The 25,357-nt window shown below is 58.6% G+C and carries 26 protein-coding genes; 8 read left to right on the forward strand and 18 right to left on the reverse strand.

Features of this window, described 5'->3' with window-relative positions; translation table 11 throughout:
- The 4 genes from ACR0L1_RS18005 to ACR0L1_RS18020 all read right to left on the reverse strand — a co-directional run bounded on the left by ACR0L1_RS18005 (position 1) and on the right by ACR0L1_RS18020 (position 3,927).
- Positions 1-1,401 carry an adenylate/guanylate cyclase domain-containing protein gene (locus ACR0L1_RS18005; RefSeq protein ID WP_480505235.1) on the reverse strand — a complete coding sequence of 467 codons (1,401 nt, stop codon included), beginning with the start codon at positions 1,399-1,401 and terminating at the stop codon, positions 1-3.
- Between the two features lie 138 nt (positions 1,402-1,539).
- A complete protein-coding gene (locus ACR0L1_RS18010; protein ID WP_170791263.1) occupies positions 1,540-2,643 on the reverse strand; it encodes a site-specific DNA-methyltransferase in 1,104 nt (367 codons plus the stop codon).
- A gap of 107 nt (positions 2,644-2,750) precedes the next feature.
- Positions 2,751-3,368 carry a ribonuclease HII gene (locus tag ACR0L1_RS18015; protein WP_170791265.1) on the reverse strand — a complete coding sequence of 206 codons (618 nt, stop codon included), beginning with the start codon at positions 3,366-3,368 and terminating at the stop codon, positions 2,751-2,753.
- 109 nt (positions 3,369-3,477) lie between these two features.
- Positions 3,478-3,927 (reverse strand): hypothetical protein, encoded by a 450-nt coding sequence (locus tag ACR0L1_RS18020; RefSeq protein WP_480860172.1) that lies wholly within the window; start codon positions 3,925-3,927, stop codon positions 3,478-3,480.
- 178 nt (positions 3,928-4,105) lie between these two features.
- Between ACR0L1_RS18020 and ACR0L1_RS18025 the strand changes: the two genes are divergently transcribed.
- The 3 genes from ACR0L1_RS18025 to ACR0L1_RS18035 all read left to right on the forward strand — a co-directional run bounded on the left by ACR0L1_RS18025 (position 4,106) and on the right by ACR0L1_RS18035 (position 6,744).
- Entirely contained in the window at positions 4,106-4,393 is a 288-nt protein-coding gene (locus ACR0L1_RS18025; RefSeq protein ID WP_480505232.1) for a hypothetical protein, read from the forward strand.
- Positions 4,365-5,066 (forward strand): winged helix-turn-helix domain-containing protein, encoded by a 702-nt coding sequence (locus tag ACR0L1_RS18030; RefSeq protein ID WP_170774855.1) that lies wholly within the window; start codon positions 4,365-4,367, stop codon positions 5,064-5,066. The genes ACR0L1_RS18025 and ACR0L1_RS18030 overlap by 29 nt, the downstream gene beginning before the upstream one ends.
- Positions 5,067-5,172: 106 nt before the next feature.
- Entirely contained in the window at positions 5,173-6,744 is a 1,572-nt protein-coding gene (locus tag ACR0L1_RS18035) for a DUF427 domain-containing protein (RefSeq protein WP_480860174.1), read from the forward strand.
- A gap of 11 nt (positions 6,745-6,755) precedes the next feature.
- Here the strand turns inward: ACR0L1_RS18035 and ACR0L1_RS18040 are convergent, their stop codons facing one another.
- The 6 genes from ACR0L1_RS18040 to ACR0L1_RS18065 all read right to left on the reverse strand — a co-directional run bounded on the left by ACR0L1_RS18040 (position 6,756) and on the right by ACR0L1_RS18065 (position 10,478).
- Positions 6,756-7,547, reverse strand: coding sequence for a DUF1217 domain-containing protein (locus tag ACR0L1_RS18040; RefSeq protein WP_480860176.1), 792 nt, complete (start codon positions 7,545-7,547; stop codon positions 6,756-6,758).
- Positions 7,544-7,945 (reverse strand): flagellar biosynthesis repressor FlbT, encoded by a 402-nt coding sequence (gene flbT, locus ACR0L1_RS18045; protein ID WP_170774861.1) that lies wholly within the window; start codon positions 7,943-7,945, stop codon positions 7,544-7,546. Before flbT ends, ACR0L1_RS18040 begins: the two co-directional genes overlap by 4 nt.
- Positions 7,945-8,319 carry a flagellar biosynthesis regulator FlaF gene (gene flaF, locus ACR0L1_RS18050; protein ID WP_480860178.1) on the reverse strand — a complete coding sequence of 125 codons (375 nt, stop codon included), beginning with the start codon at positions 8,317-8,319 and terminating at the stop codon, positions 7,945-7,947. The genes flbT and flaF overlap by 1 nt, the downstream gene beginning before the upstream one ends.
- A gap of 77 nt (positions 8,320-8,396) precedes the next feature.
- Complete coding sequence (locus ACR0L1_RS18055) at positions 8,397-9,644, reverse strand: flagellin (RefSeq protein WP_170774865.1); 1,248 nt, start codon at positions 9,642-9,644, stop codon at positions 8,397-8,399.
- A 209-nt stretch (positions 9,645-9,853) separates the two neighbouring features.
- The gene (locus ACR0L1_RS18060) at positions 9,854-10,213 is read right to left on the reverse strand and encodes a flagellar protein FlgN (RefSeq protein ID WP_237218066.1); all 360 of its coding nucleotides are present in this window, start codon (positions 10,211-10,213) and stop codon (positions 9,854-9,856) included.
- Positions 10,197-10,478 (reverse strand): rod-binding protein, encoded by a 282-nt coding sequence (locus tag ACR0L1_RS18065; protein WP_480505220.1) that lies wholly within the window; start codon positions 10,476-10,478, stop codon positions 10,197-10,199. The genes ACR0L1_RS18060 and ACR0L1_RS18065 overlap by 17 nt, the downstream gene beginning before the upstream one ends.
- Positions 10,479-10,559: 81 nt before the next feature.
- Between ACR0L1_RS18065 and ACR0L1_RS18070 the strand changes: the two genes are divergently transcribed.
- From ACR0L1_RS18070 to ACR0L1_RS18080, 3 genes are read left to right on the forward strand one after another with little or no spacing between them, the layout of a single operon-like run.
- Positions 10,560-11,780 carry a flagellar hook-length control protein FliK gene (locus ACR0L1_RS18070; RefSeq protein ID WP_480860181.1) on the forward strand — a complete coding sequence of 407 codons (1,221 nt, stop codon included), beginning with the start codon at positions 10,560-10,562 and terminating at the stop codon, positions 11,778-11,780.
- A 3-nt stretch (positions 11,781-11,783) separates the two neighbouring features.
- Positions 11,784-12,446, forward strand: a complete 663-nt coding sequence (locus ACR0L1_RS18075) for a flagellar hook capping FlgD N-terminal domain-containing protein (protein WP_480860183.1) — start codon at positions 11,784-11,786, stop codon at positions 12,444-12,446.
- A gap of 55 nt (positions 12,447-12,501) precedes the next feature.
- On the forward strand, positions 12,502-13,368 hold the full coding sequence (locus ACR0L1_RS18080) for a phosphotransferase (RefSeq protein ID WP_480860185.1): 867 nt from the start codon (positions 12,502-12,504) through the stop codon (positions 13,366-13,368).
- Positions 13,369-13,373: 5 nt separating this feature from the next.
- Here ACR0L1_RS18080 and ACR0L1_RS18085 read toward each other — a convergent pair whose 3' ends face one another.
- From ACR0L1_RS18085 to ACR0L1_RS18105, 5 genes are all read right to left on the reverse strand, one after another.
- Positions 13,374-14,675 carry an NAD(P)/FAD-dependent oxidoreductase gene (locus tag ACR0L1_RS18085; protein WP_480860187.1) on the reverse strand — a complete coding sequence of 434 codons (1,302 nt, stop codon included), beginning with the start codon at positions 14,673-14,675 and terminating at the stop codon, positions 13,374-13,376.
- Positions 14,672-15,490 (reverse strand): ABC transporter permease, encoded by an 819-nt coding sequence (locus ACR0L1_RS18090; protein WP_170774875.1) that lies wholly within the window; start codon positions 15,488-15,490, stop codon positions 14,672-14,674. The genes ACR0L1_RS18085 and ACR0L1_RS18090 overlap by 4 nt, the downstream gene beginning before the upstream one ends.
- Entirely contained in the window at positions 15,487-16,377 is an 891-nt protein-coding gene (locus tag ACR0L1_RS18095; protein ID WP_480505209.1) for an ABC transporter permease subunit, read from the reverse strand. Before ACR0L1_RS18095 ends, ACR0L1_RS18090 begins: the two co-directional genes overlap by 4 nt.
- A complete protein-coding gene (locus tag ACR0L1_RS18100; protein WP_170774879.1) occupies positions 16,377-17,504 on the reverse strand; it encodes an ABC transporter ATP-binding protein in 1,128 nt (375 codons plus the stop codon). Before ACR0L1_RS18100 ends, ACR0L1_RS18095 begins: the two co-directional genes overlap by 1 nt.
- Positions 17,505-17,574: 70 nt before the next feature.
- The gene (locus ACR0L1_RS18105; protein ID WP_170774881.1) at positions 17,575-18,660 is read right to left on the reverse strand and encodes a polyamine ABC transporter substrate-binding protein; all 1,086 of its coding nucleotides are present in this window, start codon (positions 18,658-18,660) and stop codon (positions 17,575-17,577) included.
- 140 nt (positions 18,661-18,800) lie between these two features.
- Here ACR0L1_RS18105 and ACR0L1_RS18110 point away from each other — a divergent pair, with 140 nt between their 5' ends.
- Together ACR0L1_RS18110 and ACR0L1_RS18115 are read left to right on the forward strand one after the other, a co-directional pair.
- A complete protein-coding gene (locus ACR0L1_RS18110) occupies positions 18,801-19,484 on the forward strand; it encodes a GntR family transcriptional regulator (RefSeq protein WP_480505204.1) in 684 nt (227 codons plus the stop codon).
- A 75-nt stretch (positions 19,485-19,559) separates the two neighbouring features.
- Positions 19,560-20,957 carry an aspartate aminotransferase family protein gene (locus ACR0L1_RS18115; protein WP_480860190.1) on the forward strand — a complete coding sequence of 466 codons (1,398 nt, stop codon included), beginning with the start codon at positions 19,560-19,562 and terminating at the stop codon, positions 20,955-20,957.
- A gap of 72 nt (positions 20,958-21,029) precedes the next feature.
- On the opposite strand, the gene ACR0L1_RS18120 is transcribed toward ACR0L1_RS18115, so the two are convergent.
- The 3 genes from ACR0L1_RS18120 to ACR0L1_RS18130 form a co-directional block, all read right to left on the reverse strand.
- Complete coding sequence (locus ACR0L1_RS18120; protein WP_480860192.1) at positions 21,030-22,328, reverse strand: lytic murein transglycosylase; 1,299 nt, start codon at positions 22,326-22,328, stop codon at positions 21,030-21,032.
- A 145-nt stretch (positions 22,329-22,473) separates the two neighbouring features.
- The gene (rnr, locus tag ACR0L1_RS18125) at positions 22,474-24,732 is read right to left on the reverse strand and encodes a ribonuclease R (protein WP_170791293.1); all 2,259 of its coding nucleotides are present in this window, start codon (positions 24,730-24,732) and stop codon (positions 22,474-22,476) included.
- A gap of 48 nt (positions 24,733-24,780) precedes the next feature.
- Positions 24,781-25,356 carry a TIGR04282 family arsenosugar biosynthesis glycosyltransferase gene (locus ACR0L1_RS18130; protein ID WP_170791295.1) on the reverse strand — a complete coding sequence of 192 codons (576 nt, stop codon included), beginning with the start codon at positions 25,354-25,356 and terminating at the stop codon, positions 24,781-24,783.
- Position 25,357: the final 1 nt, after the last annotated feature.

Consider the following 25,357-nt stretch of genomic DNA (forward strand, 5'->3'; position numbering starts at 1 on the left):
TCAGATCGGCGGAAGCGCCCGCATCACCCAGATATCCATGGGGTGCTCAACCCCGCGCACGGTCTGGCCCGGCAGCTTTTCAAACCCCTCTGTCAGGGTCGCGGCACTGTGTCCTTCCATTGTAAGCTGGCTGCAAACCTCGTCGCTCAATATCACCTGAGCCATTTTGACTCGGGTCAAAGCCTCGAGCTTGGCCGCCACATTGACCGCGTCTCCGATCACTGCAAATTCCAACCGGTTCGCGCCGATATCGCCCAAAACCACCGGCCCATAGTGCACTCCGATACCCACATGGATTTCCGGCTCACCCGCGCGGCGCCTGTCAGTATTCCATTGATTGATCACACGGGTCATGTCGCGCGCGCAGGCCACCGCATTGCTGGCATCCAAAGGCGTCGGCACCGGCGTGCCAAAGGTCGCCATCAACCCGTCGCCCAGATATTTGTCCAACGTGCCATGATGGCGAAACACTTCAGTTTCCATACGCGCATGAAACCCGCGCAGCACCTCGATCACTTCATAAGGATCACGACCCGCCGCGTATTTTGTAAAGCCCACGATATCAATAAACAGAACCGCAATACTCTCTTTTCGCACCTGCTTCAGCGGTTCGTCATTCTGGCTCAGCTCATCCACCACATTGGGCGAGAAATAGCGCGACAGGTTTGCCCGTTCCCGCTCAAGCCCGGCGTTTGTCATCAGCAAGCGATTCAGCCGCCTCATCGAAATGCCCAACGTGACCGCGACCATGATAAAAACAACCACCTGCTGAATGCGTTGCGAGGGCATAAAACTGTTTGGGTCCATCAACTCAGCTACATCCGGGTACTCCGTTAATGCTTCGGCAACGCGCTCGCTGATACCAGGGATCGGCGTGGCGACCCACCATGCAATGATCCAGCCAACGGTCCACATCATCGCGGTCCAGGACCCGATCGCCACAACCGTCCGCCAAGAATAAGCCAATGTCCCGGCGGCCAGAATGATGAAGAAATACTGGAAGTTGTCGAACCGGTACTGCATCGCCAACGGGCGCACATCGTCACTGAATGGGTTCGGGACGATCATCCCCAGCGTCATGATTAGAAGGTCCACAAAGATCAGCAGCAACTCGGTCCGCGACTGCCCGACCTGCCCCGCCCGTCGGATCAACCAGCCATTGGCGCAGATCAGCAACAGGATGAAATGGTACCACAACACCTCCCAATGAGGGTTCAGGAATACCAGCAGAATGCCGGTCAACCCCATGGCGAACCAACGTGCGCGTACCGCCAGCTCCAGTCCTTCTCGCTTGTGTCTCTCTAGCGCGGCCTCGGTGTATTTGTTGTCCAAGTCGACCGGATCCGGGCGAGTGACGAAAAACCGGCTGAAGCGGGATTGACTGGCTGTGGTGTCCGACATGGCTGAGGCTCCCTCGGTGCGCGGCGGGCTTTGCAGAAGTCATATAGAAGTGAGAATGTGATGAAAACAAAAGACCCCGCCGAAGACCGGCGGGGCAAGGCTTAGTGCCTTGTGTCAGGCCACAGGCACCGGCGGTATTCAGTTGTGCATTTCAGCCCGTATTTGCTGACGCAGCACGTCGATCGGCACGGTCTTGCCGTCGCGCTTGAAGCACCAATAAGTCCAGCCGTTACAGGAAGGCGCGTTCTCCAAATGCGCCCCTACCTGATGGATCGAGCCTTTGACATTTTGCCCGACCAGCGTGCCATCAGCGCGGACCTTGGCCTTGTGACGCTGGTTCATGGAATAGAGCTCTTCCCCCGGACGCAGCATGCCGCGTTCGACCAACTGGCCGAACGGCACGCGCGGCTCGGCGCGTTTGCTGGCGCTGACTTCCAGCGCCTCGCGATCGAATTTGCGAACCTTGGCGATGCGTTTTTCGGCCACTTTGCGATAACTTTCCTCGCGTTCGATCCCGATGAACTCGCGGCCCAGCATCTTGGCGACAGCGCCGGTCGTGCCCGTACCAAAAAACGGGTCCAGCACCACATCGCCCGGATTGGTCGAACCGACCAGCACCCGATGCAGCAGCGATTCAGGCTTTTGCGTTGGATGCGCCTTATCGCCGTTTTCATCTTTCAGACGTTCATGCCCTGTGCAAATCGGCAGCACCCAGTCGCTGCGCATCTGTACGCCCTCATTCAGCGCCTTCAGCGCCTCGTAATTGAACGTGTATTTCGCACCTTCACGTTTGGACGCCCAAATCATCGTTTCATGCGCATTCGTGAACCGCTTGCCACGGAAGTTTGGCATCGGGTTCGATTTGCGCCAAACCACGTCGTTCAGAATCCAGTATCCCGCATCCTGAAGGGCCGAGCCAACCCGGAAGATGTTGTGATAAGAGCCAATAACCCAGATCGCCCCATTGGGCTTCAACAGACGATGCGCTGCTTTCAGCCATTCGCGGGTGAACTGGTCATAGGCCCCGAAGCTGGAAAACTGATCCCAGTGATCATCAACCGCATCCACCTGAGAGTTATCCGGGCGGTGCAACTGGCCTTTCAGCTGCAAATTATACGGCGGGTCCGCAAAGATCAGGTCAATCGACGCCTCGGGCAGACTGTTCATCACATCGATGCAGTCCCCGGAAAGAATCGTGTTTAAAGGGAGCGCTTTTGCGCCCTTTTTGGTGGTCGTAGTCATATCACTGCCTCAAGTGTCCACGGCGCTTTTGCGCTCATTTGGTTGAGACAAGGATGAGTCAAAGACGATTCGCCGTCAATTTCTTTTTTGAATCAGAGACTTACGATTTACTCTTGATACAAGATATTGTGGACCGGTTTAAACGAACGTCTATGGTGTGGGGTCACACCAAGATTTCGCAGCGCTTCGCGATGCATTTTTGTCGGATAACCTGCGTTCGACTCCCACCCATAGCCGGGATGCTGTTGCGCCAAATCCACCATCACTTGATCGCGCCAGTTTTTCGCAAGGATCGAGGCCGCCGCAATCGACACCGACCGCGCATCGCCTTTGACAACCGCTTGCGCAGGTATGCTCAGCCCGCGCGGAATCATGTTCCCGTCGATCAGCAGATAATCCGGCGGAGGGTTCAAAGCGGCCACCGCGCGCTCCATTGCCAGATGCGAAGCGCGCAAGATGTTGTGCTCGTCTATCTCGGCCACTGTCGCCTCAGCCACTGCGAAATCAGCCTGTTCGCGAATGGCCGCATCCAAAGCCGCGCGACGTTTGGCTGTCAGCTTCTTGGAATCATTCAGTCCCTGAGGTATGTCGACCGGGTTCAGAATCACGGCTGCGGCAACAACTGGCCCGGCCAAGGGGCCCCGGCCCACCTCATCCACCCCGGCGATCCGAAGAAACCCGTCAGCCATGGCGGTCTGTTCAATATCGTAGGTTGGTGTCGTCATCCTTTTGGAAAATCCTGTTTCGGACCTTATCGCAACAAAAAAGAGAGGGCGGCTTGCGCCACCCCCTCCTGCGCGGCGCTTCTGCGACGCCGCTCCTGCTCGAAAACGGTTACTTGTAAACGACACGATAACCTTGATGGCGCAGGCAGGCGGGTTCATAGGCCCGCTTGACCTTCTTGCCATTCCAGAAACCGACTTTGCACTCTCGCGGCAGGCTATTGGCATATTTGTAGTGTTTCTTGAGGCACCCGGTTCCAAGCAATTGATGACGGGGTGAATAGTGATCAAAGGTGCGCAGACATTTCTGCGGCAGGTCGTATTTCGCCAGATGGTGCGGGCGGGGACGCACCGGGTGATGGGGTTGGATATGCGTTTGGTGACGGCTGGCGCGTTTCTTGTCCTTTTCCTTGTTATAGTAGTGAACGCCCGCGCCGATGATGGCGATGGCGGCCAGACCGCCCAGAATATCCTTGGCATCCGCAGCCCGCGCCTGCGAGGCTGAAACACCCGTAACAGCGACGGCAGTTGCGATGATCAGGGCGATAAATTTCCGGTGCATGATGCGTGTCCTTTTGACCGTGTTGCGACGAACCCGGCTGGGCTCGTGAATTCTTTGGGTCAACACTGGGTTCACCGCCCTCCGACAAGCAATATCGGGACATTGTTATCGAATATCAGGGCCCGCAAACCCCTTAGGATATTGAATATCAGGGCAACACATGCGCAGGATGCAGCCTATGAAACCTATCCTCTCTTCTCTGGCCTTCGCGGCCCTGATATCGCTCGGCACGGCGGCGTCTGCGGCGGATTGCTTTGCGGATTACAAAGCCAAGCAGGACAATCCATTGCGATTGCATTACGGCGTCATGCAGGTGTCGTCCTGCAACAAGGGTCAGGCGCAACAAGAGGTGGCCCAGCGGCTGCGCACCTCGGGCTGGACCCTGCTGAACGTGATGTCGGTTTTCGGACCGGAAGGGTTGGACAAGAGGAAGGCCGATGCCGGAAAATTCTATCTCCGTTACTGACGCGCGGCGATCCGGGGTACGGTTGGTCGGCGCGGGTATTGCCGCGATTGTCCTGATCTTGATCACTGCCGCCGTCTTCCTGTTCTGGTCCCTGCCCGACGCAAACGCGTTCAATGCCCGGGTCGAGCGGTTGTTCGTCGAAAGCGACCTGACCACACAGGCCGAGATCCGCCTGCTGGAAATTCTGGCGCAATCCGGCACTGCATTTGCCGACACCTTGTCCAGCTACCGTATGGTGATCTTCGTGCTGTTGGTCTTTGCCAGCGCGATGCTGGTCACTGCGTTGGTGTTTTTGGTGATGCTGGTCCTTCTGAACCGCCGCATGGCCCAGATCGAGCGTACCGGCATTCAGGTCACATCCCTGCTGATCAGCCGCGAGGAAAACACCGTATACCTCAACAATATGGATTTCAAACTGACCCCCGCCGCGATGGAGACCCTGTCGGTTCTGGCGGAATCCCGTCTGGATGACGAAGTCCTGTCCGGTGCCCAGATCGAGGCGGTGATCTCGGGCAAGGACGCCGCCGATTGCGAAGAGGCCGCCGGGGCAACCCGGATCAAACGCCTGCGCGACGCGCTAGGCAATCAGATGGTCAGTGAGTTGCTGGTCAAGAATATCGCCAAACGGGGATATATGCTGTCGATCGAAAAAGACGTGATCCAGATGGTCTGACCCCGCTGCCGCGCACGCCGCATGTGCAAAAAACTGTGCGCGGTCCCTCTTGGCATTCCCGGTCCGAAGTCCCATCCTTATAGGACCCCGGACAGGGAGGTCGATGATGAACGTCCACACCACTCCGCATTCCACAGGCTATCGCATCTCGGTTGAACGACTAAAAGGTCGGATCGCCATCTATCGCGGCGACGTGCTGCTGGCCGAAAGTGCCAACGCCGTGGTGATGTATGAAACCCGCTTGCCTCCGACGATCTACATCCCCCGCGCAGATGTGTCTGTCGAATTGAGCGAAGAGACCGAATTGCAAACCTTCTGCCCGTTCAAGGGAACGGCAACCTATCATGACGTGGTCCTTGGGGATCAGCGCCTTGCGAACTCGGTCTGGGCGTATGAGGACGCGCTGCCCGAAAGCAAGGCCATTCAGGGCCATATCGGGTTCCTGCCCAACGCCTATGACCGGCTTGATCTGGGTGGCAATACGCTTGAACAACCCCAAGACGGCAATATCAGCGGCCCTTTGATTGACTGGCTGATGCGCGGCGCCTCGGAAATCGAAACCTCGGAAGCCTTTACCAAAGCGCTGTCCGAGAAGATGCTGGAGCACGGCATTGCCATTCAACGCCTCAGCATTCTGGTCTGGTCGCTGCATCCGCTGATCGCGGGCAAGCACTACATTTGGGAAAAGGGCGTGGATGAGATCTCGACCAATGTGCCAACCTATGAAATTCACGACCATCCGGCCTATATCAACAGCCCGTTGCGACATGTCTCGAACGGGTTGGGCGGAGTTCGCCAGCGGCTGAGTGACGACAACCCGCATAACAGTTTTCCCATTATCGAGGATTTGCGCGCCAAAGGTGCAACCGACTACGTCGCCATGCCCCTGCCATTTTCCGATGGCCGCACCAATGTTCTGACTCTGACCAGCGACCACCCGGATGGGTTCACGACCGAGAATCTAGGTCTTGTCTTTGAATGCTCGGCGGTGATTGCCCGGTTCTACGAGGTGTTCATGCAGCGCGAAAATGCGCAGGTTTTGTTGGAGACCTATGTGGGCAAACGGTCCGGCGCGCGGGTTCTGGGTGGTGAAATCCGACGCGGCGACGGGGATGAGATCGACGCCGCAATCATGTTCTGCGATCTACGTAACTCGACCCGGTTAGAGGAAAAACTGGGCCGCACCCGCTATATCAGCCTGTTAAATGGGTTTTTTGAAGCCGTTTCGGGCATCGTGCATGACAATGGCGGCGAGGTTTTGAAATTTATCGGCGACGCTGTTTTGGCCGTGTTCCCCGCAGGTGAGAAATCGATCACGGCCCGTGCCAATGCGCAGCGCTCTGCGATCGGTATTGTTGAAAAGCTTGGTAAGTTTCGGGCCTCGGGATCAGATGCCCATTGCGATTGCTCGATCGGCGTCGCCTATGGGCGCGTGACCTATGGCAATGTCGGATCCCGCGAACGGCTTGATTTCACCGTAATCGGTCAGGCCGCCAACATCGCCGCGCGATTGGGGGAATATGGTAAGACCGTGGGTCACAGGATCGTCGTCTCGTCCGACATTGTCCCAGCCTGCGCCGACGCGCTGCCCCTTGGGGATGTCGCGCTCCATAATGTGTCTCAGCCGGTGCCATCCTTTGCGCTTAAAACAGCCGCTGATCACATATTGGACCGGTGAACGCCGAGACCCTAGCCGCCCAAAAGTATCAAAGCCGTTTGCGCGGGCGATATCGTATTTTGTAGTTGCGAGATCTGGCTGCGCGCCAGATACCTGTCCGTCAGTTCGGCTATGGCCCCGTCATCCGTGAACTGCGCCAGATCGTCCGAGCCCGTCAGGCGCGAGAGCCTGTCTTTGAACACGTTCAACTGTTTATCGATATCCAACTGGCCCAAACTGGACGGAAGTCCAAGCGCGGTTTCCATCATATTGCGCAGCGGTGGCAAACCCATCAACTCAAACCACTTGGTATCTGCACTGCCCTCCTGCGTCGCCAGATCTGCCAGGGCGTGCTGGGCAAAGAGCGAGATACGCATGGATTCGTCAGATTGACCCACCGCGACCTCAAATCGGAACACGACATTGTCCCGCGCAATGTCCTCCATGAATGTGACCAAGCCGGTTCTACGAATTTCCCCCGGACCAAGACCGAACGCTTCGGAAAACTCACGATACCGTTTGTCAGACAGCCGGTTTGACAAGGCGTCATCCGCTGAAGTGCCGTCTGACAGCACCTTCTGGATGAAAAACCGATTGTTGATATCGTCCTCCAACCCAAAAGCGCCTAGTGCCACCTGCAGCAACCGTCGATCTGAAACCAAATCCTCGGCGGTCTGCACTTTGGAGATATTGTCCAGAAAATACCGCGTCTCGCGTTCATTGACCGCTGACGTTGCGAAACTGTCGAGTTGCGCGTCATAAGTACGCTGCAAAAACCGCCAGCCAACCAGACCGCCAGAAGGTATGACGGGCTGAAAGGTCATTGCTGATAGGCCATCAACCGCTCTTCCCGCGGCAACAACGTACGCAGGGACTTGAGGCATTTGTAGAATTGCTCAGCCAAAAGGGCTTCTGTGGCCTCAGCCAACACCTTTCGGCTATCGGCGTCAGTGAACACCTGGCTCAACTCCTCGACACGTCGCAGCAGTTGTTGGCGCGCCTGATCCGGCTCCATGTCGCCCGACAGCACCAGCTGTGCCGCATAACAAACGCGGCGGACGGGCGTGTTCACTTCATCCGGGTGAATAGCATCGCGCAAACGCAGGACATTGGCTTGCGGCGTCATAATTGAAAACCGGCTGCGACGGTCCCCGTTCTCGACGACCACGCCGTTGATCAGCACCCGTTCTTTCGGGGCAAGTTTCAGCACCAGCCCACCCATCAGGTTGCCCCCATCTGCCTGAGCCCGCGCAACACTGCCATATTGATCTCCAACAAGGGTTCAACCGTCGCCTTGTTGCCCAACACCTGACCGCTGTGCTGCTCGGTAAATTCCGCAAGGTAAAAAATCCGCGCGCGCAGGTCATTGGGCAGCGCATTGTCGGTATCCGCGACGCCACTGGCCAGGACGTTCCACAACCGACGGTTTTCGTGCAATGCCTGAACAAAAGTTCCGAAATCGGATTTCTGACGAGCTGCTGCTGCCTTGAGGCGATGCGTAATCTTGGAAATCGCCTCGTATTCGGTGTCGCGCGGCGTGCGCGTCGGGGCGGCGGTTTGTACGTAGGCACGCTGTGCAAGAGTTTGCGGTATCACTTGAAATCCTTCCAATGGGCCGTCTTAGGGCGGTCAGAACCGGGGCGCGCTTCCACGCCCCGGCCAAGTTCCGAAGATTAACGGAACAGCGACAGGATCGACTGCGGCGCCTGATTGGCGATCGACAGCGACTGGGTGGCCAGCTGCTGCTGCACCTGAAGGGCTTGCAGACGTGCCGAGGTCTCTTCCATGTCGGCGTCAACCAGCGAGCCGATACCGGATTTGAACGAGTCCGCCAGGTTCGAGATGAACTCTTTCTGGGTCTCAATCCGGCCTTGCGACGAACCGAAGGCTGCTGAAGCATCAATCGCGGTGTCGATCAGCGATTCGATGGTTCCCAGCGCAGCCTGTGCGCCTGCATCCGTGGACACGTCTATCGAAGCCAAAGCACCCAGGCCACCCGCGTTCGCATTGGTGAACTGCGCCGAAACGGTCACGTCACGGTCCGCATCCGCGCCCGCTGTTGCGGTACCCGTTACAAAGGTCAGCGTGCCAGGAGATCCTGAGTCGTAGTCAATCGCGACGCCGGTAATGCCTAGGGAGTCGATCTGATTCTTCAGGCCAACTGCAACGATGGCATCCGTATAAGCCGCATCGTAAGTCCCCGAGGGGTCCAGATCAGCGTCTTGAACGGTGTAGGACGCAACCTTGTCGCCAATCGTGATTGACACTTTGTCGCCCGCCGCAAAGTTGTCGGTAGAGCTGTCGATCACGATATCTCCGGTGCCGCCGGACTTGTCCATCGTGAAACCCGCCGCATCGTTGTCAGAGGTCACATTGTCCGAACCCGCCAGAACACCCTTACTGGTATAGCCGCCGGTCGACAGGTTTTGCGACGCAACCGAAATCGACGATGCGGTCACATTCCCCGCAGAGTCGCGATCCAGAGACGCCAGGATCGAGGCTGTACCGGCCGAACCGTCAACCAGGTTCAGACCATTGAATTGTGCAGCGCTGACAACAGAAGAAATCTGATCTTTCAACGCAGTTACGTCATCGTTGATCTTGGCCCGATCCACGTTGTCTTCTTGCGCTGCGACGATCTTGCCCTTCATCTGGTTCAGAAGATCGGTCACGGTTTCCGAAGCATTCCGCGCCACAGCAACAGTCGATTCGCCCAAAGCTAGGCTGTCTTTAATCGCGTTGAATCCTTTGACGTCGGATTCCATAACTTTCGAGATCGCCCAAACCGCTGAATTGTCCTTGGCCGTGGCAACGTCTTTACCGGTCGAGATCGCGTTCTGGGTCATCGCCAGATTTTTGTTGACCGATTTCAGAGTCTGCAGCGCAACCATTGCGCCATTGTTGGTCAGAATGCTGGACATAGCTTCTTCCTTTTTACGTATGGGCCCTTTGCGCCCGTGCTAACCCCGCACCACTTGCGGGCTTTAACGTCTTTCTGATCTGTGCGATCCGCCGTCCGGCTGTTCGCGCCACTTGCTGTTTCAAGTGCCCGATCACCTTGGCCCCTGATCTCCTAACGGAGTGCTAAAGCCCCTAGGCTGGAAATTTTGGATTTGAATCAAACCGCCACCTAGGCGCGTTTTTCCAGCTTGGCGTGGCTGCGCACGGCAAAATCGCTGCGCTGCCCGTCGGCACCATAGGTGCTGAATTCGCCGTGTACCCGGCGCAGTTCGGCCATGCGGTCTGCAACGGCGCGAATTCCGTCCGCTGCACTGCCAAGCAACGCCTGATTGCGCGCGACCTTGTCTTGCAGACGAATCAGATCTTCGCTGTCCAGCACCTGCAAATCATTGACTGCATCGATAAGCTTTTCCTTCTCGGGCGCCATCTGGGTCAGCTGATCCAGATCACCCTGCACCAGCGCGTTGCGCTCAAGGTCCAGAACCTCTTCCAAAGACTTAAGAAGCCCCATGTCAGGTTTGGTCGTCATTGGTTGTCTCCATCATTGATTGAAACAGAATTTCCGACAGGCCCACGCCACCGGTTTCGGCCAGTTGGCGGGCCTGTTGCTGGACAAGGAACGAGGAAAACTGATCTTCGCCCGCACCGCCTCCGAACGAACTGCGTGCCTCCCCCAACCCGGCGGAATTCAGCATTTCCGACAGGAATGCCGCCTCAAGCTCGACCGCTGCGGCCTTGATTCTATCCGCCGAGGACGCGGGCATTGCAGGGAAGGCTGGTGCTGTAATCTTCATCGCTTTCTCCGAAATTTGCATCGAACTTTCTCGATCAAAAAGGAAAGCAGTTAAAATAAACGTCACTTCCTGCGGGCAGGTTTGTGGCCAGACAACCTGAGTGGGAGCAAAATGCCCAATCCTCTTGCAGCGGTGATACCCGCCCAAAATAACGCCAAAATTTCTCCCCAACCTGCCGATGGTTCGGGACAAAAGGCCGATATGTCTTTTCAATCCGTTCTGGATGATCAGGCGCCGCCCGAGCAGAGCCTATCCGAACCGACAGAAGATCTTGTTTCTCTGCTGGATACCGAAACGGTGCCCGACTCGGATGTGGAAGAAGCCAAAGATCTGCAGATAGTCGTGGAAAAAGGTTTGCCTGTTGAAACAGGTTCGCAGACGATCAAATCGCACCCACTGTCGCGACCTGATGCTGCGTCGGCGGTCGCTGGGATTCCGCACAATTTGGCGGAAACGGGTGATAGCATACGATCTGACGAAGCTCTTGCGGAACCTCCAAAGCGCAATATGGGCGATCGACGCGCCGAGGTATCGCCTGTTTTCAACGATGACTTGCCTGAGGATTCACCAAATCTTCCGACATTGCCAAAAGCAGAGAGCAGGTCAGTTCCTGCTTTTGCAATCGCTGCGGCTCCAACGCCGTTTTCCGCAAAGAAGGAAGTTCTAACTTCGCCGATTTCCCAGGAGCCACATGTTGAGTCGGCTGCAAATCCAAAACCACCTGCTGCACCGACCCAAGTACCCAACCTTATGCAGATTCAACTTCTGGTATCGGAAAATGCCGCTGCACACACCGATTCAACTCCTCTCCCCGAGGTAGAGGACGGCCTGATCGTGAAGGAAACCGGCGCGACCGCATCGGTGCGCGAGACGGCGACGGCAAATCTGCCAGCGACCGCACGGTCCGAGGTTGCTCGGGCCATTGCCGGACAGATGGCGGCAGCGATCACCGCACGGCCTCAATCAGGTGCGGTGGAAATCGCGCTGAACCCCGAAGAACTGGGGCGCGTCTCGATGGTTCTGAATGGGCGTGATGATGGGCTGCATCTGACCATCGCGGCGGAACGTCCCGAGACGCTGGACTTGATGCGCCGCCATCTTGCTGTGCTTGAGGCCGCGTTCAAAAGCCTCGGCTTCGGCGATCTGTCCTTCGACTTGGGCAACTCCGCCGACAAGGGACAGGACCCATCGGACTCCGGTGAAAATTCTTTTTCTGAGACGGTACAATCCGAACTCACCTCTGCCACTCTCCAGCGCCCGGTCAACCTTGGCACGTCCGGGCGCATCGACATAAGGCTGTGACCCATGATCTCTCCTATCGCTTCAACCACGCAGAAAGCCAATCCATTGGCGGCGTCCTCAGGTCAGACGGCCGCGCTGGCCTCGGATTTTGAGACCTTTTTGCTGATGCTGACCGCTCAGGCCCGTCACCAAGACCCGTTGGAGCCGCTGGATTCCTCGGAATACGCCGCACAACTGGCGCAGTTTTCGATGGTGGAACAACAGGTGCAGACAAATGACCTGCTGACGGCCCTGACCCTGTCGATGAGCAGCATGAATCTGGAGGAACTAGCCAGTTGGGTCGGCATGGATGTGCGCAGCACCTCTCCATTCCAGTTCGACGGCGCGCCGGTGACACTTTACGGCCAGGCCGCTCCGGCGGCGGACGGTGCCGTTCTGGTTATCCGCGACGCAGACGGGGCCGAGGTTGAACGGATCACCGTTCAAACCACCGATTCCGTGATTGTCTGGGCTGGAACCAAAGAGGACGGCACGCCGCTTCCGGCTGGAACCTACTCTGCCGCATTGGAAAGCTATGACGGCGAAGAGGTTCTGTCGACGCAGCCCATGTCCTCATACGCGCAAGTGATCGAGGCGCAGGTGGGCGAGGATACGGTGTTGCTGACCCTCGAAAACGGGCAGGTCATACCGGCCGGTCTGGTCTCGGGCGTTCGAACCGGAACTTGATCTACGCGCCGGGACAGGCCAAAGCTGTGCAACGCGCGACTCAACTCCTGACCCGGTGATCCCTCTGCCCGCTTCAAACGCACCTCCGCCCCGCCTTGTGGAAGATCTGTGCCGCTCAGGTCTGGTCGAGGCCGGGGCGCGTTTTCAGACCCTTTATGGCGGGCGCACCAATCAGGTCTGGAAGGTTCTGGGCGGAGACGGAGATAAGGTGCTCAAACTGTATCGTTCAGGGCTGCGCAACCCTCTGTTTCGAAACGATGCCCGGCTTGAGGCGCTCTGCCTTACGGAGCTTGCCCCCACAGGGTTTGCCCCGCGCTTGCGGGCGGCGGGGCAGGATAGTGATGGGCATTGGGTGTTCTATGATCACGCGCCCGGTGCGCCCTGGCAAACCGGGGCCGCGCAAGTGGCTCAATTGCTGCGCAGGCTGCACAGTATGGAAATCCGGATCGACGCACCCGACGGATGCAATGGCAGCGACGACCTACGGGATCATACGCGGCGCATTCTGGGTCTGTGCAAGACACAAGTTCGCCAGCGGTTGGAACAGCTTAGCCCGCAGACCCATGTTGCCGCCACGCCGGACACTTGCCTCATCCATGGCGACCCGGTAGCCGGAAACATCCTGGCCTCAGACACGGGTCTGACGCTGATTGACTGGCAATGCCCAGCGCTGGGGGACCCCTGCGAAGATATCGCCTTGTTCCTGTCCCCAGCTATGCAGCACCTCTATCGCGGGGCACCCTTGGCGCCCGAGGAGGAGGCGGCGTTTCTGACCTCCTATGACCAGCCTCAGATCGTCGCGCGTTTCAACGCGCTGCGCCCCTGGTATGCATGGCGGATGGCGGCCTATTGCTTGTGGCGGGTCGAGAACGGGGCCGACGACTATGCCGCCGGGCTAGAACTGGAAATCGCGTCCCTCTGACCGCGCTACAAATCCGCAAGCCCCATCATAGCGTAGGCAGGCGGCATCAGGGCGCGTCGCCACCGCCCCAGGGGGAACCGACCGGGCCTGCGGGTCATCGGCTCTGGCAAGTCCGGGTTATGCCCCAAAGCCAGTTGAGCCAGAGCCCGTCCGCAAAAGCTTCCCATCGCGACACCGTTGCCGTGATAAGCGAACCCGGCGAACATACCAGGCTGATCTGGCACCGGACCGGCATAGGGCATCAGGTTGCGGGACAGGCACACCATCCCCGACCACATATGAGTGACGTCCACCCCGCGCCACTCGGGAAACATCGCCGCAAAGTTATGGCGAACCTTTTGGCGAATGCCGGCCTCGGCACGCGACGAGGACCGAAGGCCGCCGCGCATTCCGAACAGGAACCGACGATCCGGCATCAGGCGGAAATAGTGCAACAAATTCCGGGTGTCATATGACATCTGATCCGAAGTCCAACCCTGCGCCTGCAGTTCGGCCTGCGTCAAAGGCCGCGTCACCAGAACGGTCGACTGCGCAGGCATATAACGCCCAGACATCCAGGCCGGAACATCCTCGCTTGAATATCCGTTGGTGCAGATCAGAACGTTTGCCGCCTGTATCCGGCCAGTTGGCGTCTGGACATCAAAGCCGCTCGCTGTTTTGACAATTTTTGACACCGGGCTTCTCTGAAAGAGCTGGGCGCCGCGCGCTTTGGCGGCGTCTGCCAGCCCGTACAGGTACTTCCTTGGGTTCAGACCAAACCCGACGGGGGTGGTATAGCCGCCATGGAACGCGCCACCGAATCCCAAGGCGGGCAAGTCTGCAGCTTCGTGCAAAACACCCAAGGCCTCGGCGCTTTTCCTCAGCCTCTCCATTGCCCGCGCATTGTGCGCCAGTTGGGTTTCACCTTTGGAATGGGTATCGGCGTCGATTTCATAACTGCTCAGAAGATCGGCGACCAGATGGACGGCATCTTCCTCGGCCTGCGCATAGCCCGCTGTCGCCGCCTCACCGAACAGACGGGTCATGGCCTTGGGGTTAAGCTTCGACCCGCCCAGGCAACAAAACCCACCATTTCGGCCAGACGCCCCCCAGCCGGGCGTTTCGGCCTCAAGCACAGCGACGGATGCCCCGGCCTTGGTCAGATGCAACGCGGCGGACAGGCCAGTGAAACCCGCGCCAACAATGGCTACGTCAACGACCAAATCCCCAGACTGTTCCGGCCAATTGGGGGCGGCAATTGTTTCGTCCCACCAGCATCCCTGCCTTGGACCGGGACCATAGGTATAGTCCGGAAACAGCCGTTTCATTCGGCCCGTGCCGCGGCCATTTCATCCTGCTTTTGTCGCATCATGGCGCGTTTTGTCACCAGCGACGCGGTAATGACGCCCACTGTCACGACGGCGATCATCAACGTTGACAGCGCGTTAATCTCGGGGCTGACACCCAGCCTGACCGCCGAGAAGATCTTGATCGGCAGGGTTGTGGCCGACGGCCCCGAGGTAAAGGACGCAATCACCAGATCATCCAGCGACAGGGTAAAGGCCAGCAACCAGCCGGAAATCACGGCAGGCGCAATGATCGGCAGTGTCACTAGGCGAAACGCTTGCGCGGGCGAACAACCAAGGTCCAGAGCGGCCTCTTCCAGCGACTGATCGAACGTCACCAAACGCGACGAGACAACGACCGAGACGAAACACATCGAAAAGGTCGTATGCGCCAGAACGATGGTCAGGATACCGCGATCCAGCCCGATGCCGATGAACAGCAGCAGCAGCGACAGGCCGGTGATTACCTCGGGCATCACCAGCGGGGCGTAGATCATACCGGAGAATAGCGTTCGACCGAAGAAACGCCCCCCACGCACCAGCACATAGGCGGCGGCGGTGCCCAGAATGGTCGCCAGCGTAGATGAGAACACAGCCACCCGGATTGTCACCCATGCCGCATCCAGAAACGCCTCGTTCTGGACCAGCTCACCATACCATTTGGTCGAGAAGCCAGCCCAGACGGTGACCAGCTTGCTTTCGTTGAAGGAAAAGATGATCAGGATGATCATCGGGATATAGAGGAACGCAAATCCCAGCGTCAGCGAGACCGCGTTGAACCAGCTTAGCCTGTTCATTGCTCGGCCTCCGTCTGTTTCTGCTGGTTGCGCTGGAACAGCACGATTGGGATCACAAGGATCAGCAGCAATACTACGGCCACGGCGCTCGCCACGGGCCAGTCGCGGTTCGAGAAGAACTCCTCCCACAAAACCTTGCCGATCATCAACGTGCCTGACCCGCCCAGAAGCGAGGGGATGACGAATTCGCCAATCACCGGGATCATCACAAGGAAACAGCCTGCTATGATGCCGGGGCGCGACAGCGGGATTGTCACAAGCCAAAAGGCTTGAACCCGCGAACAACCAAGGTCTTCGGCGGCCTCAATCAGGGATTCGTCCATCCGTTCCAGCGCCGAATAGATCGGCAGGATCATGAACGGCAGATAGGTGTAGACGATGCCGATATAGACGGCAGTGTTGGTGTTCAGAATGGTCAGCGGGGTCGAGATCAGCCCTGTCCACAGCAGCAACTGGTTCAGATAACCTTCGTTCGACAGGATACCCATCCACGCATAAACGCGGATCAGGAACGAGGTCCAGAAGGGCAGGATCACCAGCATCATCAGCGTCGGGCGCCACTCGGCAGGCGCGCGGGCCATGCCATAGGCGATCGGATACCCCACCAGCAGGGTCAAAAACGTCGAAATCAGAGCGATTTTTACGCTGGACAGGTAGGCTTTCCAGTACAGGTCATCCTCGGTCAGCCAGACATAGTTTTCCAGGTCAAGCTGGCTGAAGAAATCTTTGATGCCCGACCAGCCCTGCGAAAAGTCCAGCGTCGGCGTATAAGGCGGAATCGCCAGCGCGATTTCCGACAGCGAGATTTTCAGGACGATGAAGAACGGCACCAAGAACAGCGCCAGCAGCCAGACATAGGGGACAGCGATCAGAAAGGCGCGGCGCATCAGTCGGCCAGCAGAACCGCAGCCGTTGCTGTCCAGGACAGCCAGACCGGGTCTTCCCACGTGAATGAACGGCGCGAGATACGGCGGGTATTGGCCGTCTGCGCCTTGATGATCGTGCCGTTAGGCAATTCGACGTGATAGGTGGACAGGTTGCCCAAATAGGCGATGTCGTGGACCTTGCCCTGCACCGCATTGATCGCGTCCGCCGGGCGGTCGGCCGAGATAGTTACCTTCTCGGGGCGGATGGCCAGATGACAGGCCTGCCCCCGCGCAAACCCTTTGGCCGAGGTCGCGGTCAACGGGGCCTGCCCTTCGGCCCAATCGATCTGATAGGTGTCTTCACCATTGGCGGTGGCGCGGCCTTCAATGATGTTCACGTCGCCAATAAAGTCTGCGACATAGACCGAGTTGGGGTTCTCATAAATCCGGTCCGGCGTGGCGACTTGCATCAGCTGTCCCTGATCCATTACGGCCACGCGGCTCGCCACGGTCATAGCTTCCTCCTGATCGTGGGTCACGATGACAAAGGTGGTGCCGGTCTTTTCCTGAATATCCATCAGCTCGAACTGCGTGTCCTGCCGCAGCTTCTTGTCCAGCGCGCCCAACGGTTCGTCCAGCAGCAATAGTTTTGGCGCTTTCGCCAAAGACCGTGCTAAAGCGACCCGCTGCCGCTGCCCGCCCGAGATCTGGTGCGGTTTACGACGCGCGAATTGCGTCAGCCGGGTCAGGCGCAGCATTTCTTCGACTCTGTCCTCAAGGTCGCGTTTGGGCATGTTGTCCCGGCGCAGACCAAAGGCGATGTTTTCCCAGATGCTCAGATGGGGGAACAGTGCGTAGGATTGGAACATCATGTTCACCGCCCGCTTGTTCGGTGGGATCGGGTCGATATCCTGACCGCCCAACATAATGTGGCCTTCTGTGGGCGTCTCGAACCCCGCCAACATCCGCATCATTGTGGTCTTGCCGCAGCCCGAAGGCCCCAGCAGAGCGAAAAATTCTTTCTCGAAAATATCCAGAGACAGGTTGTCGATTGCCGTAAAGTCTCCAAACCGCTTGGTGACATTCTGGAATTGGATCAAGGGTTTCGCCTGTGGGTCTTCCCACGGCGCAAAGACGTCAGAGTTCACTACAGCCCCCGTTCGGCAATCTTGGGAAAAACGGCAGGGCGGAAAACCCGCCCTGCCTTAGGAAATCGGATCAGGTACCCGATTTGATCTTGGTCCACAGACGGGTCACAACCCGCTGCGTTTTTGCCGGGTAGGGCGTGGTGATGTAGAGATTCTGCATCGTTGCGTCGTCCGGATAGATCGCCGGATCGCCGATCACGTCTTCCTCAAGAAACTCTTGCGAGGCCTTGTTGCCATTGGCGTAGTACACATAGTTCGACGCCGCAGCCATGTTGTTGGCATCCAGGATGAAGTTCAGGAACTTATGCGCACCTTCCGGGTTCGGTGCATCCGCCGGAATCGCCATCTGGTCGAACCACATCAGCGAGCCTTCGGCGAAGGGGTGATATTCAATCTCGACTCCGTTGTCGGCCTCGGCGGCACGGTCACGGGCCTGAAGAATATCACCCGACCAACCCACGGCCACGCAGATATCGCCATTGGCCAGCGCGTTAATGTATTCCGAGCTGTGGAATTTCTGGATGTAGGGGCGCACGCTGGTCAGCACTTCTTCGACCTTGCCGATCACCTTGGGATCATGGCTGTCAGGGTCTTCGCCCAAAAATTGCAGCGTCATCGGAATCATTTCCGCGGGCGCATCCAGGAAATGAACGCCGCAACCGGCCAGCTTTTCCATATTCTCAGGTTTCAGCACCAGTTCCATGCTATTCAGCGCAACATCGTCGCCCAGCAGCTCACGCACTTTGCCAACATTCACACCGATCCCGGTGGTGCCCCACATGTAGTTGATCGAATAGGCGTTGTCGGGGTCATAGCCCGCAGTGCGTTCCTGAATGACATCCCAAAGGTTGCCTGAATTGTCCAACTGCGACGTATCCAGTTGCTGGAAAGCCCCCGCCTGGATCTGGCGCTGAAGGAATGTGCCCGAGGGCACAACCACATCATAGCCCGATCCGCCAGCCAGCATTTTGGTTTCCAAAACTTCGTTGCTGTCGAACACATCGTAGATCAGCGTCAGGCCGGTTTCGGCCTCGAACTTCTCCAGCAGCTCCTCGTCGATATAGTCCGACCAATTGTAGACACGCACCTCTTCGGCGAAGGCCGCCGAAGTCCCCAATGCGATGACCGCTGTCAGTGTCAGCGTTTTGATTGACATTTTCTTCTCCCTGCAAGTGTGCGGGTATTTTCCCGTTTTTTTGGATTTGATCAAGTTTTGCGTTTTCCCCCGATCCATCGTATGGTTTCACGAGGTCAGATTCCTGGCAAGTCAACATAGTCGAAAATAGGGTAAACCACTTGGATTTGATCAAAAATAAGGCGGTTTCACAGGTCTCCGGGGATCAGAAACAGCCGGCGCATGAACAGGTCTATCAGACACTGCGCGCACAGATCATGTACGGCGATCTGGTGCCCGGACAGCCTGTCACCATACAAGGACTGACTGATTCGCTTGGAGTTGGCATGACCCCTGTACGCGAGGCGATCCGAAGGCTGATCTCGGACGGCGCACTGGTGTTTCAAGGCAACCGTCGGGTCAGTGTACCTTTGCTGAAGGACAGTGATGTCGGGCAAATGATTTTTGCAAGAATTGCAATAGAATCAGAGCTTTCCAGACGTGCGACCCTTAACATGAGCAAGGCCGAGATAGACGCGCTCGCCCGCATCGATCAACGATTGGACCGCACCATCGCGGACGGAGATGTCGGCGGCTATCTGCGCCTGAACCACCAGTTCCACCAAACTCTGTACGCCCATGCCGACGCCCCGATTCTGAACGATTTGGCCGAAAGTCTGTGGCTTCGGTTCGGCCCGTCCCTACGAGTCGTATGCGGCCGGTTCGGAACTCAAAGCCTGCCGGATCGCCATAAGGACATCGTCTCGGCACTGCGTGATCAAGACCCCCAGCGCGTTGCAAAAGCCACCGCGCAAGACATCGAACAAGGGATGGAACTGATGGCCGAAGCACTATCGACGTCCTAGAATAATGCGATTCGATTGACAGGGAAAAATTTGATCATATTGTGATCGCCAACCGCTCTTGCAGGAGATTCCCCGATGTCGACCATCACCAACCACATGCCGACCGCCGAGTTGCAGGCGCTGGACGCTGCCCACCATATGCACCCTTTCTCGACCAATGCGGACCTGAGCAAGGACGGTGTGCGAGTCATTACCGGCGCCAAAGGTATCTATTTGTCCGACAGTGAAGGGGAACAGATTCTGGATGCCATGGCCGGGCTCTGGTGCGTGAATATCGGCTATGGCCGCGATGAACTGGCGGATGCCGCCGCCCGCCAAATGCGCGAGCTTCCCTACTACAACACCTTCTTCAAGACCACCCATGTCCCCGCCATCGCCTTGGCCAACAAACTGGCCGAACTGGCGCCAGGCGATCTGAACCATGTGTTTTTTGCAGGCAGCGGGTCCGAGGCAAATGACACCAATATCCGCCTCGTTCGCACCTATTGGGCCGAAAAAGGCCAGCCTGACAAGAACATCATCATCAGCCGCCACAACGCCTATCACGGCTCATCCGTAGGCTCAGCGTCGCTTGGCGGAATGGCTGGGATGCATGCTCAGGGCGGCATTCCGATCCCAAATGTCCATCATATCAATCAACCCAACTGGTGGGCCGAGGGCGGCGACATGGCGCCAGAAGAGTTCGGCCTGGCCCGTGCGCGTGAATTGGAAGAGGCGATTCTGGAGTTGGGCGAAAACCGCGTTGCAGCCTTCATCGCCGAACCCGTGCAGGGCGCGGGTGGCGTGATTGTAGCTCCCGAAACCTATTGGCCGGAAATCCAGCGCATCTGCGACAAATACGAAATCCTGCTGATCGCCGATGAGGTGATCTGCGGCTTCGGTCGCACCGGAAGCTGGTTCGGCTCACAAACCATGGGCATCCGCCCGCACATCATGACCATCGCCAAGGGCCTCAGCTCGGGCTACGCCCCCATCGGCGGGTCCATCGTCAACGACGACATCGCCAAAGTTATCGGCGATACCGAATTCAACCACGGCTATACCTATTCCGGTCACCCTGTTGCCGCTGCCGTGGCGTTGGAAAACCTGCGCATCCTCGAAGAGGAACGCATAGTGGACCACGTCCGCGACGTCGCCGCCCCCTACCTGAAAAAAAAATGGGAAGCTCTGACCAGCCACCCGCTGGTGGGTGAAGCGAAAATTGTCGGCATGATGGGCTCAATCGCCCTAACCCCGGACAAATCCAGCCGTGCAAAATTCGCATCCGAAGCTGGAACGATCGGCTTGATCTGCCGCGAGCGCTGCTTTGCCAACAATCTGATCATGCGCCATGTCGGCGACCGCATGATTATCTCGCCACCGCTGATTGTGACACCTGCGGATATCGACGAAATGTTCCTGCGCATCCACAAATCACTGGACGAAGCGCATGCAGAAATCACCAAACAGGGATTGATGAGAGCCGCCAATTGATCCGCGCAGCTTCATCTGGCCAAAAATATCTCGGGGGAGTCGCGGCCTGCCGCGGCGGGGGCAGCGCCCCCTTTACCTCAACCGCTCAAGCAACCGCAGGGACGGGTAGCCATCCGGCACCAACCCCTGCGCGAGCTGATATTCTCGCACAGCATTGACCGTATTTGGGCCCGTGCGTCCATCCACGCCCTGCGTATCAAACCCGGCTTCAGTCAAGCGGGTCTGAAGCTCTTTCTTCTCGGTAAAGCTCAGCACCCGGTCGCCACGTGGCCACGCGCCTTGAAACGGCGCGCCACCCGCCAAACGATCCGACAGGTGCCCTACCCCGATCACATAGGCATCCGCGCTGTTGTACTTCTCGATCACCCGGAAATTGTCGAAGATCATCAACGCAACCCCCTGCCCACCAGCAGGCAGCAGGATCGCGGCCTTACCATGGTTGGGAACCGCACGGCCTTGCGGTGTCACCACCCCCTGCCGCGCCCATTGCGATGGTTTCAGAGTATAATCCCGCCGCGCCTGGCTATAGTCGAACCCTTCAGGCAACCGCACTTCGACCCCCCAGGGCTGACCCTTTTTCCACCCATGGCGCGCCAGATAAGACGCGGCCGAGGCTAGTGCATCCGTTGGATCATCGGCCCAGATATCCCTGCGACCATCGCGGTCGAAATCCACCGCATGTTCCAGATACGAGGTCGGCATGAACTGCGTATGCCCCATCGCACCCGCCCAACTTCCAACCATATTGGACGGCGCTACATCCCCGGCCTCGACAATCTGCAAAGCCGCAACCAGCTGCGCCTCGAAAAACTGCGCGCGGCGGGCGTCAAAGGCCAATGTCGCCAGCGAGCGGATCGTCTGATCCCCGCCTTTGAATGATCCATACGAGGTCTCAAGCCCCCAGATCGCGGTCACAACCTCTTTTTCGACGCCATATTTCTTTTCGATCTTGTTCAGGGTTTGACTGTAGTCATCCAACCCGGCACGCCCACCAGCGATGCGTTTGCTCGACACAGCGGAATCCAGATAGTCCCAGATCGGTTTTGAGAACTCGGCCTGATTGCGGTCCCGTTTGATGACGTCCTTGTCATAGGTCAGCCCGGTCAGTGACCGGTCCAAAGTACCCGCCGAAATCCCCTGTTCCACCGCCCGTTTGCGAAAGGCGCCCAACCATGCCTGAAAGCGTGCGTTTCCTTCGGTTGCCACCCGATACTCCTGTGTCGATGGCCGCAAGGCCGGACGCAGCGAAACCGTCACATCCGCCGAGGCCACCTGAAAAGCCCCTGACCCGTCTTCTGCGTGACCCGGCGATACCTGCAAAAGGGACGCCCATAGCGCGACGGTCACGGCGCCGCTGATGCTTTTACGCATGTCGAATGTCCTGATTACTGCTCAAGGCCAAGAATAGCGCAAAACGGGAAATTCACAAAGCGCGCAAAAGACCGATGCGCCGTGTTTTGCCCAGCGAACGCATGCTGACGGCACCGGTTCGTGACCTGAGGCCCGGCCAGGGCGCCTACTTCTGCCGGCGCTTGCGTTCGACCTTGCGCTTGATCTTGTCTTTCTTTCGCTTGTTGCTGAGCGCCTTTCGCCGCGCGCCGCGTTTCACCGGACCTCGCCCACGCGGCAGGGCCTGATCGTCGATGGACAGCAACTCCAGCTCCAACCCGCCCGTAACCGGCGTCGCCTCAGTCAGGCGCACCGTGACGCGTTGGCCGATGGCGATAATCAGCCCGGTGTCTGATCCCATCAGCGTCCCGGCCTCGCGGTCGAAATGAAAAAACTCACGCCCCAAGGATCGCACGGGCACCAACCCATCAGCGCCGGTTTCGTCCATCTTCACAAAGGCCCCGAACCGCGCGATGCCGCTGATGCGACCGGTGAATTCATTGCCCACCCGCTCGCTCAGATAGGCGGCCAGATAGCGGTCGGTTGTGTCACGCTCGGCCATCATCGAACGCCGCTCGGTGTCCGAGATATGGGTGGCGGTTTCGTCCAGCCGCGCGATTTCATCTTCGGTCAGCCCATCCTTGTCCCAGCCATGGGCCGAGATCAGCGCGCGATGCACGATCAGGTCCGCATAGCGGCGGATGGGCGAGGTGAAATGTGCATAATTCCGCAGCGCCAGACCGAAATGGCCGAAGTTTTCGGGGTTGTAATAGGCCTGTGCCATCGACCGCAGGGTCGTCAGGTTGATCAGTTCCGCATCTTCGGTTCCAGCAGCGGCGTTCAGCAGCGCGTTGAGGTGGCGGGTTTGCAGCACCTGCCCTTTCGCAAGGTTCAAACCGGCAGCCTGAGCCGTTTCCCGCAGGCTCTCCAGTTTCTCGGGCGCGGGTTCTTCGTGGACGCGGAACAGCAGCGGGCGGCGTTTGGCAATCAGCGTCTCAGCAGCAGCCACGTTGGCGAGGATCATGAACTCTTCGATCAACTTATGAGCATCCAGCCGGTCGCGAAACGCCACGCTGGTCACTTCGCCGGTGTCGCTGAGGACGATCTTGCGTTCGGGCAGGTCCAGCTCCAATGGCTGTCGCACCGCACGCGCGGATTTCAACGCGGCATAAGCGGCATAGAGCGGCTTCAGAACTGTCTCTAACAGTGGGCCGGTGCGATCATTCGGCGACCCGTCGATGGCCTCCTGCACTTCAGCATAGTGCAGCGACGCAGCCGAGCGCATCAATCCCCGCACAAAGCGATGACCGATCTTGTTGCCTTCGGAGTCAATCTGCATCCGAACGGCGATACAGGCGCGTGGGACGCCTTCGTGCAGCGAGCACAGGTCGCCCGACAGGCGGTCCGGCAGCATCGGCACCACGCGGTCGGGGAAATAGCTGGAATTGCCGCGCTTGCGTGCCTCGCGATCCAGTGCGGTTCCAGGCTGCACATAGGCGGCGACATCGGCGATGGCGACCCAGATCACATGACCGCCGGGGTTCCTCGGATCATCGTCCGCATGCGCATAGCACGCGTCGTCATGATCGCGCGCATCTGAGGGGTCGATGGTCAGCAGCGGCATATCCCGCAGGTCCTCACGGCCCTTCAGACCGACGGGTTTGGTCTTGTCAGCCTCGGCGATCACCTTGTCCGGGAAGTCGTCAGGGATACCGTGCTGGTGGATTGCAATCAGCGAGACCGCCTTGGGCGCGGTTGGATCACCCAATCGTTCCACGATGCGGGCACGGGGCAGGCCCATGCGGTTCTTGGGCCCGGCCTGTTCGGCCTCGACCAACTCACCATCCTTGGCGCCATGCACCGCACCATCTGGGACCAGCCATTCATTCTGGCCCGCTTTGTCGATGGGCACGATCCGCCCGCCTTCGGCCCCTTTGCGAAAGATACCGACGATCTTGCGCGGGTTGGTGCCAATGCGGCGGATCAGGCGGGCCTCGTAATTGTGGTCTTCCTCATGCACCACGGTCAGGCGGGCCAGAATCCGGTCGCCCTCGCCCAGCGCCGGGTCACTGGCGCGGGTGATCAGCATCACGATGGGTTCGACCCCTTCGCCATGCCACTCCAAAGGGCGCGCGAACAGGTCGCCATCGGCGTTCGGAGCCTTGACCTGCAACACACTGACCGGCGGCAGACGATCGGGGTCGCCATAGCTGCGCTTGCGTTTTTCCAGATGGCCGTCGGCCTCAAGCTCGCGCAGGATGCGTTTCAGATCGATCCGCGCCGCCCCCTTGATCCCAAAGGCTTTGGCGATGTCGCGTTTCGAGGTCAGGGTGGGGTTCGCCGAGATCCAGTCAAGGACCTCCTGCTTGGTGGGTATGCGACTCATATATTTGGCGTAACACGGGCGTGCGACGGCGTCATGACCAAAAACGGATCAGGGTTTCAGATCCGCCACCGTGTCCACATCACGCAACGGGTCCTGCAGCGACACCCGCGCGCCGGGGATCGATGCCAGCGTATCCGCCAGCGCATGTTCGGTGGACCAGCGCACATTGCTAAATAGACCGTCGGGCAGCGCACCGTATCTTTGCGCGCCCACCAGCCAATACCCGCCATCGGGCGCAGGGCCGAACACCATCTGCGCTCCGCCAAGCGCTGTGAACGCGCGGGCAATATGGCTACGCGTGATGCCCGGAATATCCGCCCCGATCAGACAGACCGGCCCAGGCGGCATCCCGCGCAACATTCGCCCCATCCGGTCACCCAGATCTCCCCGCCCTTGCGCTGCGCGCGGCAGGTCGGTGGGCCAGATGCGGCTGGTCAGCCCTTCGCGGTCGGGCGAAACCGCGAGCACGATCTGCCAGCGCGGGTCGCGCAGCCGCCGGATCAGGTTTCGGGTCTGATGGCGAAACCACCACGCTGCACCAACCATGCCGATATCCCGACCCAGCCGGGTTTTCACCCGACCCGGTCGCGGCTCTTTGACCATGATCACAAGGGTGCGCTGCATC

This window comes from Ruegeria sp. J8 (genome assembly GCF_056531925.1).